Below are 17966 nucleotides of genomic sequence, written 5' to 3' on the forward strand. Positions count from 1 at the left end.
ACCCTCCGAGTGGCAAGACCTGCGGGGGTTAGCCACTCAAAAGAGGTGTCATTCTCCAGATCAAAAGGGCATCCGCTCGATGACACGCCGTTCCGGCCCCTAGGATTCCCCCTAACACCTCACCGGTCTCATTCGACAGGAACCCCATGAGCGACCCTTCCTCCCCCTTCGGCTTCGAGCTCGTGCGACGTGGATACGACCGCGGTCAGGTGGACGACCGCATTACCAAGCTCGTCGCCGACCGTGATAGTGCCCTGACCCGCATCACGTCTCTGGAGAAGCGCATCGAGGAGCTCCACCTCGAAACGCAGAACGCCCAGGCCCAGGTCAACGACGCGGAGCCGTCGTACGCCGGTCTCGGCGCGCGTGTGGAGAAGATCCTCCGCCTGGCCGAGGAGGAGGCGAAGGACCTGCGAGAGGAGGCCCGTCGCGCCGCCGAGCAGCACCGCGAGCTCGCCGAGTCGGCCGCCCAGCAGGTGCGCAACGACGCCGAGACGTTCGCCGCCGAGCGCAAGGCGAAGGCCGAGGACGAGGGCGTCCGGATCGTCGAGAAGGCCAAGGGTGAGGCCGGCTCGCTGCGCACGGAGGCTCAGAAGGACGCCGCGCAGAAGCGCGAGGAGGCGGATGCCCTCTTCGAGGAGACCCGTGCCAAGGCCGCCCAGGCCGCCGCGGACTTCGAGACCAACCTCGCCAAGCGCCGTGACCAGTCGGAGCGCGACCTCGCGTCCCGTCAGGCCAAGGCCGAGAAGCGTCTCGCCGAGATCGAGCACCGCGCCGAGCAGCTCCGCCTGGAGGCCGAGAAGCTCCGTACGGACGCCGAGCGCCGGGCCCGCCAGACGGTGGAGACCGCGCAGCGCCAGTCCGAGGACATCGTGGCCGACGCGAACGCCAAGGCCGACCGGATCCGCAGCGAATCGGAGCGCGAGCTGGCGGCGCTCACCAACCGCCGCGACTCGATCAACGCCCAGCTGACCAACGTCCGCGAGATGCTGGCCACGCTGACCGGTGCCGCGGTCGCCGCCGCCGGCACCCCCGCCGACGACGAGCCGGTCACCCGTGGCGTCCCGGCCCAGCAGGGCCGCTGACCCCAAGTACGGCAGCTGTACCTCTTGCGCGCCCGGTTCCACCCCTTGTGGTGGCGCCGGGCGCGCGGCCGTTCTAGCGTGAACGCATGATCGAGCTCGATGGCCTCACCAAGCGCTTTGGCAACAAGGTTGCCGTCGACCGGCTCTCCTGCCAGGTCAGACCGGGCATGGTGACGGGTTTTCTGGGGCCCAACGGGGCGGGCAAATCCACGACGATGCGGATGATGCTCGATCTCGACAACCCGACCAGCGGCTCGGTGCGCATCGACGGCAAGCACTACCGCGACCTCGAAGAACCCCTGAAGTACATCGGGGCACTGCTGGACGCCAAGTCGATGCACGGCGGGCGCAGCGCGTACAACAACCTGCTCTGCCTCGCGCAGAGCAATCGCATCCCGGAGAGCCGGGTCGCGGAGGTCCTGGACACCGTGGGTCTGACCGCGGTGGCGAAGAAGAAGTCGAAGGGGTTCTCCCTCGGCATGGGCCAGCGGCTCGGGATCGCGGCGGCGCTGCTCGGCGACCCGCAGGTGCTGCTCTTCGACGAGCCGGTCAACGGTCTGGACCCCGAAGGCATCCACTGGATCCGCAATCTGATGAAGGCGCTCGCCGCGGAGGGCCGGACGATCTTCGTCTCCAGCCATCTGATGAGCGAAATGGCCCTCACCGCCGACCATTTGATCGTGATCGGCCAGGGCCGGCTGCTCGCCGACACCTCGATGGCCGATTTCATCCACCAGAACTCCCGCAGTTACGTACGGCTGCGCTCGCCGCAGCAGGAGCGGCTGCGCGACGTACTGCACGAGGCGGGCCTGATCGTGATCGAGACGGGGAACGGCACGCTGGAGATCGACGGCGCCACGACCGAGGCACTGGGCGAGCTCGCCGCGCAGCACCAGATCGTGCTGCATGAGCTGAGTGCCCAGCGGGCCTCCCTGGAGGAAGCGTTTATGCAGATGACGGCGGACTCCGTGGAGTACCACGCGCACTCGGACCATGCCGCGGCGCCACCGCCCGCGGGCCCGCAGTGGGGCGAACAGTGGAACCAGCGCACCGGTGACAGCGCCGGCACGGAGGTATGACGACGATGGCATCGGTACCCGCGGTCCTGACCTCCGAGTGGACCAAGATCCGTACGGTCTCCTCGACCGTCTGGACGCTGATCTCCGCGTTCGTCGTCACCGTCGCGATGGGCGCGGCACTCTGTGCCCTGATGAACGCCCAGTTCGACGACCTCCCGATGGCGCAGCGGGCCACCTTCGACCCGACTCTCATCAGCTTCTCCGGCATGGTCCTCGGCCAGCTGGCCATGGTCGTCTTCGGTGTGCTGGTGGTCGGTACGGAGTACAGCTCCGGCATGATCCGCACCTCGCTGGCGGCCGTGCCCCAGCGTGGTTCCTTCATGTTCAGCAAGGTCGCGGTGGCCGGTCTGCTGGCTCTGGTGGTCGGCATCGCGACCAGCTTCGTCTCGTTCTTCCTCGGGCAGGCGCTGCTCGGCGAGCACCGCACGAGCATCGGCGCGGAGAACGTCCTGCGCGCCGTCGTCGGCGGTGGCATCTACATGGGCCTGATCGGGATCTTCTCGATGGGCGTGGCGACGATGCTGCGCAGCTCCATGCTCTCGCTCGGCATCCTGATGCCGTTCTTCTTCCTGGTCTCCCAGATCCTGTCGGTGGTCCCGGGGGCGAAGAAGGTGGCCCGCTACTTCCCCGACCAGGCGGGCTCCAAGATCATGCAGGTGGTACCCGACGCCATGCACAGCACCCCGGCTCCGTACGGGCCGTGGGGCGGGCTCGGGATCCTGGTCGCCTGGGTGGCGGCCGCGCTGATCGGCGGCTATCTGGTGCTCAAGAAGCGGGACGCCTGACCGCTCGCCCGGTCCGGGGACGACGCGCGCCCGCAACGGCTTGGCCGGAACCGTCAAGGCCTGGATATCCTCCTAAGTCTTACGGGGGCGTGCGGCCACACGGCCTGGGCCCCGACGACAGCAGTGAGTCGATGGGGCTGAAGCATGATCGAGGCAGTCGGCCTGACAAAGCGCTACGGCGCTCAGACGGCCGTTTCCAACCTTTCCTTCCAGGTGCGGCCGGGCACCGTCACCGGATTCCTCGGTCCCAACGGGTCGGGCAAGTCCACCACCATGCGCATGATCCTGGGCCTGGACCAGCCGACCTCCGGTCATGTGACGATCGGCGGCCACCCCTTCCGCAGCCTGCCGAACGCCCCGCGCCAGGTGGGCGCCCTGCTGGACGCCAAGGCGGTGCACGGCGGGCGCAGCGCCCGTAACCACCTCCTCTCGCTCGCCCAGCTCGCGGGAATCCCGGCCGCCCGGGTCGACGAGGTGCTCGGCGTCGTCGGTCTCCAGGACGTCGCGCGTAAGCGGTCCAAGGGCTTCTCGCTCGGCATGGGCCAGCGGCTCGGGATCGCGGCGGCGCTGCTCGGCGACCCGCAGGTGCTGCTCTTCGACGAGCCGGTCAACGGTCTGGACCCCGAGGGCATCCTCTGGGTCCGCAATCTGATGAAGATGCTGGCGTCCGAGGGCCGTACGGTCTTCGTCTCCAGCCATCTGATGAGCGAGATGGCGCTCACCGCCGACCATCTGATCGTGATCGGCCGGGGGCAGCTGCTCGCCGACATGAACGTCAAGGAGTTCATCTCCGCCAACTCGGCCGACTTCGCCCGGGTCCGGGTCGCCGACGGCCTCGCGGAGCGGCGCGAGAAGCTGACCGTCTCGCTCACCGAGGCGGGCGGCCGGGTCATGTCCGAGCCGGACGGGGCCCTGCGGGTCACCGGACTGCCGCTGCCGCGGATCAGCGAGGTGGCGCACGAGTCGGACGTCCGGCTGTGGGAGCTCTCGCCGCACCAGGCCTCGCTGGAGGAGGCGTACATGCGGATGACCCAGTCCGTCGTGGACTACCGCTCGACGGCGGACCAGAAGGCGGGTCTCCAGCAGCCGGCGGACCACGGATACGGGCAGGCGGGGTACGGGCCTCCGCAGCCACCGGTCCCACAGGCGCCGCAGCAGAACTGGTACGCCCCGCCGCCGCCCGGACAGAACCCGTCCGCCCCGGTTCCCGCCGGACCCGTCGCGGCCACCGCAGACCTGACCAAGCGCGACACCAGCGAGGACGCCCGATGACAACGCCGCCGACCCCGCAGGCGCCGTCCCAGCGGCAGGCCCCGGCCCCGCAGCACAGCCCGCAGACCGCACCGGCCGGTCCCTACACCTCGTCGATCCCGGTGCGCCGGGCCACCCTCGGCGACGCGATCGCCTCCGAGTGGACCAAGATCCGCTCGGTGCGCTCCACGATGTGGACGCTCGGTGTCATGATCGTGCTGCTGCTCGGGATCGGGCTGCTGGCCACGCTCGCGGTCAACGCCGTCGATTCCGATCTCGGCTCGACGCCGGTGCTCAGCCTCGGCTTCTTCGGGGTGCTGCTGGGCTCGATCTGTGTGATCACGCTCGGTGTGATGACCATCGCGTCGGAGTACGGCACGGGCATGATCCGTACGACGCTGACCGCCTGCCCCAGCCGTGCCCGGGTGCTGGGCGCGAAGGCGATCGTCTTCTTCCTGCTCACCTTCGTGATCACGACCGTGACGACCGCGCTGGTCGCGGTGATGCAGACGGCGTTCATCGACGGCGCGGCGCCCAGTGGCGCCGACTGGCTGCGCGCGACGGTCGGGGTCGGTCTCTACATCGCGTTGCTGGGTCTGCTCGCCCTCGCGGTCGGCGCGCTCATCCGGCACTCCGCCGGTGCGATCACGATCATGATCGGGGTGGTGCTGCTGCCGCTGGTGCTGGCCATGTTCATGTTCGCGGAGTCGCTCTCCGACCTGCGGCTGGCACTCTTCCAGTACTCGATCCCGAGCCAGCTCAGCGCGCTGTACTCCACTTCGGTCGCCGATTCGGGGCCGTCCGGCTGGGACTCGCTGTGGATCATGCTCGGCGTCACGGCCGCGGCCATGATCTGCGCGTTCGTCACGCTGGACCGCCGGGACGTCTGAGCCGTCCCCGTCCGGACGGACCCCGTCCGGACGCTCTCAGTAGCGAGGCGCGTTCCTGGACCGCTGCACCTGTGTGGTGCGGCGGTCCTTCGCGTTCCAGCAGGCCTTGTGCCAGTGCCTGCGGTCGTCGATCCCGCCGTACTCGGACCAGGCCACCAGGTGCGGGACGCCGGACGGGATCTCCTGGTCGCAGCCGGGGCAGCGGTACCGCTTGCCCGCCGCGCTCGCCCCGCTGACCGGGCGGACGGACCACTGCTCGCCCTGCCACTCCTCGGCGCGTCCGCCGCCGCCGTACCGGCCCCCCGGCTCCTCGGCGCTGTCGTGGGGACTCTCGCCGCCTCGGGGGCGGTTGCGGCGCGGGGACACGTGTACACCTCACAGGGCGGTCTGGGCAGGTCCCGTCCAGCGTAGGGCCATTTGGCCGACACGGGCGTCCGACGCCTCGCGGGCGGGGTCCCGGACGGGAGTGAGTTACCGGAAAATCGCAACAACCTGCCGGCGGACCGTGCCTTTGGCACGTGTCAGACGTTGTTGCTCACAGGGGAGAGCCGCGTCGGCCGCAAGGAGGCAATTGGCGATGCGTGTGGGAACGTTCGTACTGGCAGCCCAGTTTCCGGGGCAGGGGCCGGGGGAAGCGCTGCACCGCGCGATCCGGTCCACCGAGGTCGCGGAGGAGTCCGGGCTCGACTCGGTCTGGCTGGCAGAGCATCATTTCGTGCCGTACGGGGTCTGCCCGTCCGCCGTCACGCTGGCCGCGCTGCTGCTCGGCCGCACCCACAGGATCCGGGTCGGCACGGCGGTGAGCGTGCTGCCGACCCAGCACCCGGTGGCGCTCGGCGAACAGGCCGCGCTGCTCCACCTCACCAGCGGCGGCCGGTTCACCCTCGGCGTCGGCCGGGGCGGCCCCTGGGTGGACCTGGAGGTGTTCGGAGCGGGCCTGGAGGCGTACGAGAAGGGCTTCCCGGACTCCCTGGAGCTGCTGCTCGACTGGCTGGGCAAACCGCGGGTGGCCGGGCGCGGGAAGCGGTACGGCTTCCGCGAGGTCGCCGTGGTCCCCCGGGCCGACGAACTCCTCGCCGGGGACGGCGGCGAAAGCCCCGGCGGCCCCGAGGTGGTCGTCGCGTGCACCTCCCCGAAGACGGTGAGGCTCGCCGCGGAGAAGGGGCTGCCGATGCTGCTCGGGATGCACTGCGGGGACCAGGAGAAGGCGGACATGGTCGCCCTGTGGCGCTCCACCGCGCTCGCCGCGGGCCGCTCCCCCGAGAGCGTCCACGGGGCCGGGCACGTGTCCGCAGGGGTGGTCCAGATCGCCGACCGCCCCGAGGAGGCGGTGGAGACACTCGTGAAGGCGATGCCGGGCTGGCTGCGGCAGGGGCTGGACGCACATGTGACGATCGACGGCCGGCACCGGGTGATGCGCGATCCGGTCGCGTACACGGAGCTGCTGTGCGGCCTGCATCCGGTGGGCCCGCCCCGGCTCGCCGCCGACCGGCTCGCCGCCACCGCCGAGCGGACCGGCATCACCCGCTTCGCGCTCCTGGCGGAGGGATCGGGGGATCTGGCGGCCACGGAGGAGAACGTGGCGCGGCTGGGCACCGAAGTGCTCCCGCTGCTCACCTGACACGTCGTAAGAGGTACGGGGGCTGCCGCCCCGGGGCGGGTTGCACGATCCCGGCCCGGAACGGCAGCAGAAGCGCGAAGAGCCTCTCCGGCGGACAGGCCCTAGCAGTCCCGGAGTTCGGGCGACTGGTTGAGCAACTGGCCCCTCACCGAGGTGAAGCGGGCCAGACGCTCGTCGACCGAGGCATCCAGCGGGAACACCGCGACACGGTGGCAGTTCTGGAATGCCAGGCGCACCCCGAAGTGCCGCTGCAGCGCACCGCGTATCGCATCACTCGCGAGGGCGCGCAGCAGTTGACCACGTGCCTGTTCGTTGGGCGGCGGCGTCTGGTTGTCGGCGAACTCCCCGCCGTCGACCTTCAGCTGAGCCACCAACGAGCTGATCATCTCCCATGCGTAGGGCAGGGAGGTCCGGACGCAGTCGACGAAGTCGGCTTCGTCGACCTCGCCTCGCTCGGCCTGTTCCAACAGCGCCGGTGAGACGTCGAGCGACATGGGTTCTCCTCTCGCGACCCCGACGCCGGGCCGGGGCCTTACGGGCTGGGAAGGAGGACGGCGACGCAGCGTACACGGACGGCGACCTCCTGATTACACGGTAAGGGCGCAGTCCTGGCCGCACCAGGAGATTGGGAACACAACCGGCCAATAACGAAGGGGCGCAAAGAGGGGCAAGCCCGATCGGCGCCCCCCGGAGTCAACCCGGGTGACGGGTGCGACAGGGGGAGAATCGCGTGGAGCGCCCCTCGTCGAGTAGCGTTGCCGACCATGCGTCTCGTCATCGCCCGCTGCTCCGTGGACTACGCCGGCCGGCTCACGGCCCACCTGCCCTCCGCTCCCCGTCTGATCCTGGTGAAGGCGGACGGGAGCGTGTCGATCCACGCCGACGACAGGGCGTACAAACCCCTCAACTGGATGTCGCCGCCCTGCACCCTCAAGGAGGGCACCGACGACACCGCGGGTATCTGGACCGTGGTGAACAAAGCGGGCGAGAAACTGATCATCACGATGGAGGAGGTCCTCCATGACTCGTCCCATGAGCTGGGTGTCGACCCGGGTCTCATCAAGGACGGCGTCGAAGCGCATCTGCAGGAGCTGCTCGCCGACCGGATCGAGACACTCGGCGAGGGCTACACCCTGATCCGCCGCGAGTACTTCACCGCCATCGGCCCGGTCGACATCCTGTGCCGGGACGCCGACGGCGGGACGGTCGCCGTGGAGCTGAAGCGGCGCGGCGACATCGACGGTGTGGAGCAGCTGACCCGCTATCTGGAGCTGCTCAACCGCGATCCCCATCTCGCCCCGGTGAAGGGCATCTTCGCGGCCCAGGAGATCAAGCCGCAGGCGCGGGTGCTGGCGACGGACCGCGGGATCGGCTGTGTCGTTCTCGACTACGACGCGCTGCGCGGGATCGAGGACGACAAGCTGCGGCTCTTCTGACCCTTTCCGCTCCCCGACCCCGAACGCCGGACGTGTGTGTCACGTCCGGCGTTCGCCCGTTCCCGGGGCCGCTCAGGCCGCCGTCGGGCTGCTCTCCGCACTCTCCGCGGCCGATGACGAGGAGGACGGCCCGCTCGCCGAGTCGGAGGTGTCGGGCGAGGACGGCTCGGGTTCGGTGGCGGTGTCCGTCGGGCTCGGGGAGCCGGTGTCCGTCGGACTCCCGGTCGGACCGGTCGGCTTCGGCGTCGTGGGCGACTGGGACGGCTTGTGCGACGTGGACGGCTTGCGCGACGACGGCTTGTTGTCGGCCGGGGTGTCCGACGACGGGCTGCCGCTCGGTCCCGAGGGGTCCGGGGACGGGGTGCCGCTGCCGCTCGGCGTGATCGCGCTGCTCGACGGGCCCGGCGTCGACGCGCTGCCGCCGGTTGCCGTGTCGCCGGGCGTCGCACCGTCCGCCGGGCTGTCGGCCGGGACCTCGTCCTCGCCGTCGTCCTGGCTCTGCGACTGCTCGGTGGTGACGTCCTGGTTCCCCTGGACGTCGTCGTCGCCGGAGGTCAGCCCCAGCGCCACCACCGTGCCGAGCACACCGGTCAGGAGTACGCCCGCGGCCGTGGCGACCAGGTTGCGCCGGGCCCCGGCGAGCACCGCGAAGCGCCCCTTCCCGCCGGCCCCTCGGGTGCTCTGCGGCGAGATCACCGTGGTGGCCTCGTACGGCCCCGACAGCGTCTGCGTCACCGACGGCGTGGCGCGGACGGGCGATGTCGGCGGCTCCTCCGGCCGCGGGACGGGAAGCTCGTCCCCCGGCGGGGTGAGGACCACGGGCAGCGGGCCGCCGGAACGGTCCGCGACCAGCGCGAGGGCGCGCCGTCCGGCCACCGCGCCGGACTTGTCGGCGAGCGCCCCGCGCATGCCGATCGAGGTCTCCAGCTCGGCCCTGGCCCGGTCCGGATTGCCGGCCAGCAGCGCCAGGATGCCCAACTCGTGGTGGAAGTACGCCTCTTCGGCGACCTCTCCGGCGAGCCTGGCCGCCTCCTGGCCGATCCGCAGCGCCCGCTCCCAGGCGCCCCAGTGCAGCCCCGCCGCGAAGGCCGGAGAGGCGCTGCGGGCCAGCAGCACGGCCACGCTGGTCTGCCCCGCCCCGTCGCCGGGCACCAGCTGGGCCATCGCCGCGACGACCGCGTCGCCCTCGGCCGTGACCCGCTCGGGGGTGACCGAGGGGTGACCGGCCCACCAGGCGTAGTGCTGGGCCGCGGTCCGCGCCCGGTCGGTGGCGTCCTCGCCGTATCCGGCGGCCTCCAGCTGGGTCACCACACCGGCGGCCAGCCGGTAGCGGGCACCGGCCGGGGAGAGCAGCCCGCAGCCCGCCAGCTCGCCGAGCGCGGCGTCCGCGTGGGTGTCGCCGATGAGCGCCGGCAGGTGCGCCTGGTGCGGCACCTCGCCGCCGAGGGCCACCGCGAAGCGCAGGGTGTCGCGGGCGGACGCGCTCAGCCGTGAGGCGAGCAGCGGGGCGGGGGCCGCGCCCTCCCCGAGGCTGGGCAGCGGAATGTGGACGCCGTCGACGTCCTGGTCGTGCCCGAAGGGGACCTCCGCGGGCCGGCCGTCGCCGCCGCCGAAGACGCCGTACGCCTCGGGGTCGGTACGCAGGATGTCGCGCTGGCGCAGCAGGGCGCCCGCCTGGACGAAGCGCAGCGGCAGCCCCTCGGACTCGAACCAGAGGTCCCCCGCCCAGTTCGACTCCTCCTCGGTGAGCGGGCGCTCGACGGCCCGCTCCAGCAGGTCGACCGCGGCGCTGCGGCCGAGGCCCGCGAGGAAGACCTCTTCGAGGTGCGAGTCGGTGGTGGGCGCGGCGACGTCCGGAACCGTCGCGAACAGGAAGGCGCACTCCTGTGTCGCGTCGAGCAGCTCCTCCAGCGCGGCCCCGCCGAACTCCAGGTCGTCGAGGAGGACGACGGCGCCGATGCTCCGGACCTTTTCGAGCAGCCCGGCGCGGTCGGGGCGGTGCAGCGGCGAGTCGTGGACGGCCTCGAAGAGCCCGTACAGCAGGTCGGTGGCGGTGCGCTTGTAGCCATTGAGCCGTACGACTCCGTCGGGTGCGAGGTCCGCGCAGTCGGCCGCGACGGCGTCCAGCAGCGCCGTGCGGCCGGATCCGGCCGGTCCGGTGAGCCGCACCGAGCGGCCCTGGGCCAGCAGGCGCGCCAGCCGTTCGCGTTCCTGCGCGCGCTCCAGGAGCGGAAGTTGGGGGGCGGGCGGGCCCGGCGGTACGGGCGGTGCGGTGGCGCGTTCGCGATCGGCGCGCCCGGCCGCGGTGCGCCGGGCCGGGGCGCCGGGCTGCTCCCCCGGCGGGCACAGCTCGACCTCGCTGCCGTCGACCGGGTTGACGGTGAGGAGGTACTCGCCCGCTATGAGCCGGACGACGCGTGCCTGCGGCGGCGTCGGGTGGCCGGGGTCCGGGGTCAGCTGGTCGCGGGCCGGCCGTCTGCGGCCCGGCCCCTCGCCGAAGCCGTCGTTGTCCCGGCCGTACTCTTCCGGTCCCCGGTGTGTCGGGTCCATCGCCAAAGCCCCCAGACGCGTCGCGCACGATTGCCCCTCCGGCCTCGCACGCCCCGCTGTCGCTTCTGGTCCGGTGTCCGCCCGGTGGGTTCGTCAATCGGCGGACGGCCGAACCCTAGACCGTCGCCCGGTGTCCGCGCACAGTCGGGGGGCCACGCCGCCCGAAGCGCACGTTCTCGTGCGGAATGCGCGCTTTCGACCGCGGCGCGCGCCGCTACACGCGCGGCAGCGAGTCCGCGGCGATTCCGCCCTCGATGGCCAGGATGCGGTGCAGCCGGGTCGCGACCAGCAGGCGCTGCATCTGCGGCGGCACGCCGCGGAGCACCAGCCGCCGCCCGGCCCGTCCGGCCCGGCGGTGCGCGCCCATGATGACGCCGAGTCCGGTGGCGTCCCAGGAATCCAGCTCGGTCAGGTCGAGCACCAGGTCGCCGACGCCGTCGTCGAGGGCCGAGTGCAGGGCCGTACGGGCGTCCGCCGCGCTTCGGACGTCGAGGCGGCCCCCGACGACCAGCTCGGCGTGGTCGCCCCTGATGTGCATATGCGCTCCCCTGGAATGCTCCGTAGCAAGGTTCGTCTGTCTGTTCTGTCTCTCCCACAAGTGACTGCGGCGGAGACAGGGAAGTTTCCGTCTGTAAGCGAACCGATACCGAATTCACTCCGCAGAGTGACTGAGGCACGGCGAGGGCCCACTCGGAACCACTGCTTCCGGGAGACTCCCCCGGTCCTCCGGGCCCGACCGACGGGCAGATCAGGCAACCGGAGGACCGAAAACGATCAGTACGTGTAGAAGCCCTGCCCGCTCTTGCGGCCGATGTCACCTGCATCCACCATCCGGCGCATCAGCTCCGGTGCGGCGAACTTCTCGTCCTGCGACTCGGTGTAGATGTTGCTCGTGGCGTGCAGCAGGATGTCGACGCCGGTCAGGTCGGCCGTGGCGAGCGGGCCCATTGCGTGGCCGAAGCCGAGCTTGCAGGCGATGTCGATGTCCTCGGCCGAGGCGACGCCCGACTCGTACAGCTTGGCGGCCTCGACGACGAGCGCCGAGATCAGCCGGGTGGTGACGAAGCCGGCCACGTCACGGTTGACCACGATGCAGGTCTTGCCGACGGACTCGGCGAACTCCCGTGCGGTGGCGAGGGTTTCGTCGCTGGTCTTGTAGCCCCGGACGAGTTCGCAGAGCTGCATCATCGGGACCGGCGAGAAGAAGTGCACCCCGACGACGCGCTCGGGGCGCTCCGTCACGGCCGCGATCTTGGTGATCGGGATGGCGGAGGTGTTGGAGGCGAGGACGGCGTCGTCCCGGACGATCTTGTCGAGGGCCCGGAAGATCTCGTGCTTGACCTCCAGCTTCTCGAAGACGGCCTCGACGACGACATCCGCGTCGGCGACCGCGTCGAGGTCGGTGGTGGTCGTGATGCGGGCGAGCGCGGCCTCGGCGTCGGCCGCGTCCAGCTTGCCCTTGGAGACGAACTTGTCGTACGAGGCCTTGATGCCGTCGCGTCCACGGGTCAGGGCCTCGTCGGTGACGTCGCGCAGCACCACGTCCCAGCCCGCCTGGGCGGAGACCTGCGCGATGCCCGACCCCATGAGTCCGGCTCCGATGACGGCGAGCTTCCTGGCCACGTCTGCACCCCTTGGTTTCTGTTCGCCTCTGCAGCTGGTCCCTGCACGGCCGGTCCTAACGGTTGTTCACATGCTCTCCGGCGGAGATTAGTACCCGTGAGGGGCGCTGGGGCCGGGAAGAGATGCGCGTCACGTCTCACATGACGGACATCACACCGGCACCGCTCATTCGGCGGCGCGTCGGGCGTAGTTGAGGACCTTCTCGCCGAGGAGCTCCTCGATCTCGTCGAGCACGACGAGTGCGTCGCGCGAGACCTCGGCCGCCTTGCGCCCGGCCAGCATCTCCCGGCCGATGTGGCCGACGAGGGCTCCCTCGATCCAGGCCAGCTGACCGCCGACCAGGTCCGGCAGCGGATCGTCGGCCGGTGCGCCGGTCTCCTCGCGCAGGGTGGCGACGACGGCCTCCAGGACCTCCTGCTGGAGTCGGGAGAGCCTGGCCTGGAGCGTGGGTGCCTCCTCGATGACGCGCATGAAGTCGGCGAAGCCGTCCATCAGTCCGAGCTCCGGCGACACCGCGACGACCAGGGCCCGCAGCTCCCGCAGCACCGCCTCGGCCGCCGACTCGCCCTTGTCGCGGGCGCGGACGAAGCGGGCCACCCGCTGGGTGACGCCCTTCATCCGGTCGAGGAAGAGGTCCTCCTTGGCGGGGAAGTAGTTGTAGACCGTGTTGACGGAGACGTCCGCCAGCTCGGCGATCTCGGCGACGGTCACCGTCACGAAACCGTGCTCCAGGAACAGCCCGGTCGCGAGGTCCGAGATGTGCTGCCTCGCCTGGCGCTTCTTGCGTTCCCTGAGTCCCTCGGCCATCCACCCATCGTAGGCCCGAGGCCTGAGCCGATGAAATTTTGGTGTCATTGCATTTTTCCAACGACTCTGTTTTTGTGGTCACTATGCCAATCATCAGTACGGCCGGGCTCGCCCGGACCTTCGACAGCGCGAGCGGACCGGTGCACGCCGTGCGGTCCGTCGACCTGACGGTCTCGGCGGGCGAGATCGTCTGCCTCCTCGGCCCCAACGGGGCGGGCAAGACCACCACTCTGCGGATGCTGACCACCCTGCTCGCCCCCACCGGCGGCGCGGCCACCGTCGCCGGGCACGATCTGGCCGGCGACCCGGCCGGGGCACGGGCGAAGTGCGGATACGTCGCCCAGTCGGGCGGGGTCGACCCGCACCTGACCGTGCGGGAGGAGCTGGTCACCCAGGGGCGGCTGTACCGGCTGAGCAGGGCGGAGGCGGACGGACGGGCCGCCGAGCTGGCCCGCCTGCTCGGCCTCGACGATCTGCTCGACCGGAAGGCGGCCACCCTCTCGGGCGGTCAGCGCCGGCGCCTGGACATCGCGATGGGCATCGTCCACCGCCCTCCCGTCCTCTTCCTCGACGAACCCACCACCGGCCTGGACCCGGGCAGCCGCTTCGACCTGTGGGACCTGGTGCGCGGGCTGCGCGACGTCCACGGCACGACGGTCGTCCTCACCACCCACTACCTCGACGAGGCGGACGCGCTCGCCGACCGGCTGATCGTCATCGACCGGGGCGTCGTCGTGGCCGAGGGCACCCCGGCCGCACTCAAGGCCGAGTACGCCGGCTCCCCCACCGCCCCGCTCCAGGAAGCCTTCCTCGCGATCACCGGCCGCGCCGCCGCGCCCGCCGACGCCGCACCTCTCTCCGTACAGGGGCTCTGATGCTGGTCCACGACACCGCGCTCGTCTTCGGCCGGTACGCCCGCCAGACCCTGCGCTCCCGCTTCCAGATGCTCTTCGGCGTACTGATGCCGCTGCTGTACCTGCTCTTCTTCGGCCCGCTCCTGGACGGTCTGCCGCTCGGTTCGTCCGGTGACTCCTGGCAGGTCCTGATCCCCGGTCTGCTTCTGCAACTGGTGCTCTTCGGGGCCTCGTTCGCCGGATTCTCGATCATCGTCGAGAAGTCCACCGGGGTGGTGGAGCGGATGCGGGTGACTCCGGTCAGCCGACTGGCGCTGCTGCTGGGCCGGGTCCTGCGGGACGCCCTGCTCTTCGTGGCCCAGGCGGTGCTGCTGGTCCTGGCCGCCCTGGCGATGGGTCTGCGCGCGCCGCTGCCCGGGGTGCTGATCGGCTTCGTGTTCGTCGCTCTGCTCGCCGTCGCGCTGGCCTCGCTCTCGTACGCGCTGGCCATGAAGGTCGCGACGCCGCAGGAGTTCGGGCCCGTCATCAACGCGGTGGTGATGCCGGCCATGCTGCTCTCCGGCCTGATGCTGCCGATGACACTGGGGCCGGCATGGCTGGACATCACGTCGCACTTCACACTGCTGCGCTACCTCGTGGACGCGGTGCGGGACGCGTACGTGGGCTCGTACGCCACTCCGCACATGCTGTACGGGGCACTGGTGGCGGTCGCCTTCGCGGTCGCGGCCACGGCGGTGGGCGCCCGGGCCTTCCGCCGGGTGGGGCACTAGCCTGGCGACATGGTCAATCTGACACGCATCTACACGCGCACCGGCGATCAGGGCACCACCGCCCTCGGCGACATGAGCCGCACCGCCAAGACCGATCTGCGGATCTCCGCGTACGCCGACACCAATGAGGCCAACGCCGTCATCGGTACCGCGATCGCGCTCGGGCAGCTCTCCGAGGACGTCGTGAAGGTCCTCGTCCGTGTGCAGAACGACCTGTTCGACGTGGGCGCCGATCTGTCGACCCCGGTCGTCGAGGACCCGAAGTACCCGCCGCTGCGGGTGGAGCAGAGCTACGTCGACAAGCTGGAGGCGGACTGCGACCACTTCCTGGAGCAGCTGGAGAAGCTGCGCAGTTTCATCCTGCCCGGCGGTACGCCCGGGGCGGCACTGCTGCACCAGGCGTGCACGGTGGTCCGGCGCGCGGAGCGGTCCACCTGGGCGGCGCTGGAGGTGCACGGCGACGTGATGAACGCGCTGACCGCCACGTACCTCAACCGCCTCTCCGACCTGCTGTTCATCCTCGCGAGGACGGCGAACAAGGAGGTCGGCGACGTGCTGTGGGTGCCGGGCGGGGAGCGGTAGCCACCGCGAGCCGGAGCGGCCGGACGGATGCGGGCTCCCCGCCCGTCCGGCCGCTCAGCGCCCGGCCGGCTCGCGTTTCGGGAACAGCGTGTAGCTTCCCGCGATGACCACGTTGAGCCCGATCACGAACAGCATCTTCTGCTGCCACGCCCGGAGCGAGGAGACGTCGCCGTCCCCGCCCACGTACCAGACGGCCGCCTGGAGCAGCGCCAGCGCGGTCACCGCCGCGACCGTCCAGCGCGCCGCGACCTTCCACTCGTGCACCGCGCGCGCCGTACCGTACTTCGGCGGACGCACCGGCGGCGGCCCGCCCGCGAAGCGGTGGGCGACCCGGGCGTCGACCCAGCGGATCGTGGAGTGGCCGAGGCCCACCGTGAAGCCGATGTAGACCGCGGCGAGCCCGTGCTTCCAGTCGGGCTGCGCCCCGTTCTTCAGATCGATGGCCGTCACCACCAGCAGCACGACCTCCAGCAGCGGCTCGCACAGCAGCACACCCGCACCCAGTCGCGGCATCTTCGCCAGGTACCGCAGCGCGAGTCCCGCGGCCAGCAGCACCCAGAAAGCGACCTCGCAGAGCACGATCAGCGTGACGATCACGGCACTTCCCCTTCCCGTTGCCTCCAGCCTCCCGGCCCGGCCGCGAGGATTCGTCGTCGGCAGTGACGAACCACGACTGCATCCTTCGATGTACTGGCTCCTCACCCCCGGTAGGGAGGTCCGGGCGCGGGCCGCCGTGTTGGATGGGAGGGTGTTCTCCATCGCCCGGCCACACCGCCACGACGTGCTCATGGCCGCCGTCGGACTCCTCGGCGGCCTCGTCCTGTGGGCGCTCGGCCTGCGCCTCCAGGGAGACCGGGACTTCGTCGCCCCCTGGGTCTCGCTGCTGCCGCTCGCCGTCGTCTCGGTGCTCGAACTGGTCCGCAGGACCGCCCCGCAGCCGGCCCTGGTCATCGGCACGCTCGCGCTGGTCGCGGACCAGTTCACCGTCGGGAACCTCGCGACGGTCCTGATGTTCACGGACCTCATGTACGCGGCCGTGCTGTACGGGAAACCGTCCGCCGCCCGCCGCATCCCGGTGACCACGTTCCTGATCACGGTCGGGATCACCATCGGTTTCCTGGCCTGGTTCCGCAACCCCCAGGCGCTGCTCATCGGCGTCGTCACCGGCATGGTCTCGTTCCTGCCCGCCATCACCGGGGTCAGCGTCCGCAACCACCGGGACGCCGCCGAGGCCGCCCGGCTGCGCGCCGACCAGACCGCGCTGCTGGCCGAGATGGACCGGACCCAGGCGGTGACCGCCGAACGCACCCGGATGGCCCGTGAACTGCACGACATGGTGGCCAACCACCTCTCGGCGATTGCCATCCACTCCACCGCCGCGCTCTCCATCGACGACCCCGGCACCTCGCGCGAGGCACTCGGCGTGATCCGGAAGAACAGCGTCGACGGCCTCGCCGAGATGCGCCGGCTGATCGGGCTGCTGCGCACCGGCGGCGGGGCCCTGGAACCGGCCGCCTCGCCCACCCTCGCCTCACTGGACGCACTGGTCGAGCAGACCCGTACGAGCGCCGCGCCGAGTGGCCTGACCTGCGCCTTCGAGGACACCCGGGAGGAACGGGGGCCGCTTGCCGCGCCGGTCGAGCTGGCCGCGTACCGGATCGTCCAGGAGTCCCTGACGAACGCGCTCAAGCACGCCGCGCCCGGCCCGGTCGTGGTGCGGCTCGGGCAGTCCGGGCGGCTGCTCACGGTGGAGGTCAGCAGTGTGCTCGGGGACCGTCCCGGACCGCGCGCACCGGGTTCGGGGGCGGGCCTGGTGGGGATGCGGGAGCGGGTGGCGCTGCTGGGCGGCGTGATCGAGGCCGGTCCGTCGGCCACCGGCGGCATGAGGATCTGGCGGGTACGGGCCGAACTGCCCGTGGAGGAAGGGGTATCGAGGACATGACGATCCGGGTTGTGGTCGCCGAGGACCAGTCGGCCGTCCGGGCGGGGCTGGTGCTCATTCTGCGCAGCGCGCCCGACATCGAGGTCGTGGGCGAGGCCGGGGACGGCGAGGAGGCGGTGCGCCTGGCCCGCGAACTCCGGCCGGATCTGGTGCTGATGGATGTTCAGATGCCGCGGCTGGACGGGGTGTCGGCGACCGGGCGGGTGGTGGCCGAACGGCTCGCCGACGTACTGGTGCTGACGACCTTCGATCTCGACGAGTACGTCTTCGGGGCGCTGCGGGCGGGTGCCGCGGGCTTCCTGCTGAAGAACGCCGAAGCGCGCGAACTGCTGGACGCGGTACGCACGGTGGCGCGCGGCGAGGGCCTGATCGCCCCGGCCGTGACGCGCCGCCTGATCGCCGAGTTCGCCGGGGCCTCTCCCGTACGGCCGGCGAAGGCGCCCGACCTCTCGGTGCTCGATGTTCTCACCCGGAGGGAGCGTGAGGTTCTGGGCTGCCTCGGCGAGGGGCTGCCGAACGCCGAGATCGCGGTCCGGCTCTCCATGGCGGAGGCGACGGTGAAGACCCATGTGAGCAGGTTGCTGGGCAAGCTGGAGCTGCGCAGCCGGGTCCAGGCAGCGGTGCTCGCACAGGAGTTGGGCATCTGACGTTTAGCAGCGAACTTTGGTCCAGACCTCTTGACGATTGGTCC

At 71.1% G+C, this 17966-nt stretch carries 19 protein-coding genes; 12 read left to right on the plus strand and 7 right to left on the minus strand.

The window, feature by feature from the left end:
- The first annotated feature begins 146 nt into the window (after positions 1–146).
- From AB0D53_RS00425 to AB0D53_RS00445, 5 genes are all read left to right on the plus strand, one after another.
- The gene (locus AB0D53_RS00425) at positions 147–1085 is read left to right on the plus strand and encodes a cellulose-binding protein (protein ID WP_072486740.1); all 939 of its coding nucleotides are present in this window, start codon (positions 147–149) and stop codon (positions 1083–1085) included.
- Positions 1086–1171: 86 nt separating this feature from the next.
- The gene (locus AB0D53_RS00430) at positions 1172–2164 is read left to right on the plus strand and encodes an ATP-binding cassette domain-containing protein (RefSeq protein ID WP_362437807.1); all 993 of its coding nucleotides are present in this window, start codon (positions 1172–1174) and stop codon (positions 2162–2164) included.
- Positions 2165–2169: 5 nt separating this feature from the next.
- Positions 2170–2949, plus strand: coding sequence for an ABC transporter permease (locus AB0D53_RS00435; RefSeq protein ID WP_362437810.1), 780 nt, complete (start codon positions 2170–2172; stop codon positions 2947–2949).
- A gap of 144 nt (positions 2950–3093) precedes the next feature.
- The gene (locus AB0D53_RS00440) at positions 3094–4221 is read left to right on the plus strand and encodes an ABC transporter ATP-binding protein (protein WP_362437813.1); all 1128 of its coding nucleotides are present in this window, start codon (positions 3094–3096) and stop codon (positions 4219–4221) included.
- Positions 4218–5090 carry an ABC transporter permease subunit gene (locus AB0D53_RS00445; RefSeq protein WP_362437816.1) on the plus strand — a complete coding sequence of 291 codons (873 nt, stop codon included), beginning with the start codon at positions 4218–4220 and terminating at the stop codon, positions 5088–5090. Before AB0D53_RS00440 ends, AB0D53_RS00445 begins: the two co-directional genes overlap by 4 nt.
- Before the next feature lie 36 nt (positions 5091–5126).
- Here AB0D53_RS00445 and AB0D53_RS00450 read toward each other — a convergent pair whose 3' ends face one another.
- The gene (locus AB0D53_RS00450) at positions 5127–5456 is read right to left on the minus strand and encodes an ATP/GTP-binding protein (RefSeq protein WP_329814956.1); all 330 of its coding nucleotides are present in this window, start codon (positions 5454–5456) and stop codon (positions 5127–5129) included.
- A 211-nt stretch (positions 5457–5667) separates the two neighbouring features.
- Between AB0D53_RS00450 and AB0D53_RS00455 the strand changes: the two genes are divergently transcribed.
- Positions 5668–6711 (plus strand): LLM class flavin-dependent oxidoreductase, encoded by a 1044-nt coding sequence (locus AB0D53_RS00455; RefSeq protein WP_362437820.1) that lies wholly within the window; start codon positions 5668–5670, stop codon positions 6709–6711.
- 101 nt (positions 6712–6812) lie between these two features.
- Here AB0D53_RS00455 and AB0D53_RS00460 read toward each other — a convergent pair whose 3' ends face one another.
- Positions 6813–7205: an SCO5389 family protein gene (locus AB0D53_RS00460; RefSeq protein ID WP_072486734.1), complete on the minus strand. Its 393-nt coding sequence runs from the start codon at positions 7203–7205 to the stop codon at positions 6813–6815.
- Between the two features lie 270 nt (positions 7206–7475).
- Between AB0D53_RS00460 and nucS the strand changes: the two genes are divergently transcribed.
- The gene (gene nucS, locus AB0D53_RS00465; RefSeq protein ID WP_362437823.1) at positions 7476–8147 is read left to right on the plus strand and encodes an endonuclease NucS; all 672 of its coding nucleotides are present in this window, start codon (positions 7476–7478) and stop codon (positions 8145–8147) included.
- A gap of 72 nt (positions 8148–8219) precedes the next feature.
- Here the strand turns inward: nucS and AB0D53_RS00470 are convergent, their stop codons facing one another.
- From AB0D53_RS00470 to AB0D53_RS00485, 4 genes are all read right to left on the minus strand, one after another.
- A complete protein-coding gene (locus tag AB0D53_RS00470) occupies positions 8220–10697 on the minus strand; it encodes an ATP-binding protein (RefSeq protein WP_362437826.1) in 2478 nt (825 codons plus the stop codon).
- Positions 10698–10911: 214 nt separating this feature from the next.
- Positions 10912–11235 carry an STAS domain-containing protein gene (locus AB0D53_RS00475; RefSeq protein ID WP_072486732.1) on the minus strand — a complete coding sequence of 108 codons (324 nt, stop codon included), beginning with the start codon at positions 11233–11235 and terminating at the stop codon, positions 10912–10914.
- 236 nt (positions 11236–11471) lie between these two features.
- Positions 11472–12320 carry a 3-hydroxyacyl-CoA dehydrogenase family protein gene (locus tag AB0D53_RS00480; RefSeq protein WP_266426553.1) on the minus strand — a complete coding sequence of 283 codons (849 nt, stop codon included), beginning with the start codon at positions 12318–12320 and terminating at the stop codon, positions 11472–11474.
- Between the two features lie 165 nt (positions 12321–12485).
- A complete protein-coding gene (locus AB0D53_RS00485; protein WP_329814951.1) occupies positions 12486–13127 on the minus strand; it encodes a TetR/AcrR family transcriptional regulator in 642 nt (213 codons plus the stop codon).
- An 83-nt stretch (positions 13128–13210) separates the two neighbouring features.
- Between AB0D53_RS00485 and AB0D53_RS00490 the strand changes: the two genes are divergently transcribed.
- From AB0D53_RS00490 to AB0D53_RS00500, 3 genes are read left to right on the plus strand one after another with little or no spacing between them, the layout of a single operon-like run.
- A complete protein-coding gene (locus AB0D53_RS00490; protein WP_362437831.1) occupies positions 13211–14002 on the plus strand; it encodes an ATP-binding cassette domain-containing protein in 792 nt (263 codons plus the stop codon).
- A complete protein-coding gene (locus tag AB0D53_RS00495) occupies positions 14002–14751 on the plus strand; it encodes an ABC transporter permease (protein WP_362437834.1) in 750 nt (249 codons plus the stop codon). Before AB0D53_RS00490 ends, AB0D53_RS00495 begins: the two co-directional genes overlap by 1 nt.
- 9 nt (positions 14752–14760) lie before the next feature.
- Positions 14761–15333 carry a cob(I)yrinic acid a,c-diamide adenosyltransferase gene (locus AB0D53_RS00500; protein WP_362437837.1) on the plus strand — a complete coding sequence of 191 codons (573 nt, stop codon included), beginning with the start codon at positions 14761–14763 and terminating at the stop codon, positions 15331–15333.
- Positions 15334–15387: 54 nt separating this feature from the next.
- On the opposite strand, the gene AB0D53_RS00505 is transcribed toward AB0D53_RS00500, so the two are convergent.
- Entirely contained in the window at positions 15388–15930 is a 543-nt protein-coding gene (locus AB0D53_RS00505; RefSeq protein ID WP_362437840.1) for a hypothetical protein, read from the minus strand.
- Between the two features lie 151 nt (positions 15931–16081).
- On the opposite strand from AB0D53_RS00505, the gene AB0D53_RS00510 reads away from it, so the two are divergent.
- Together AB0D53_RS00510 and AB0D53_RS00515 are read left to right on the plus strand one after the other, a co-directional pair.
- Positions 16082–17275: a histidine kinase gene (locus AB0D53_RS00510; protein WP_362437843.1), complete on the plus strand. Its 1194-nt coding sequence runs from the start codon at positions 16082–16084 to the stop codon at positions 17273–17275.
- Entirely contained in the window at positions 17272–17922 is a 651-nt protein-coding gene (locus AB0D53_RS00515) for a response regulator transcription factor (protein WP_362437846.1), read from the plus strand. The genes AB0D53_RS00510 and AB0D53_RS00515 overlap by 4 nt, the downstream gene beginning before the upstream one ends.
- Positions 17923–17966 lie beyond the last annotated feature (44 nt).

Source organism: Streptomyces sp. NPDC048295 (assembly GCF_040652135.1).
Classification (GTDB): domain Bacteria; phylum Actinomycetota; class Actinomycetes; order Streptomycetales; family Streptomycetaceae; genus Streptomyces.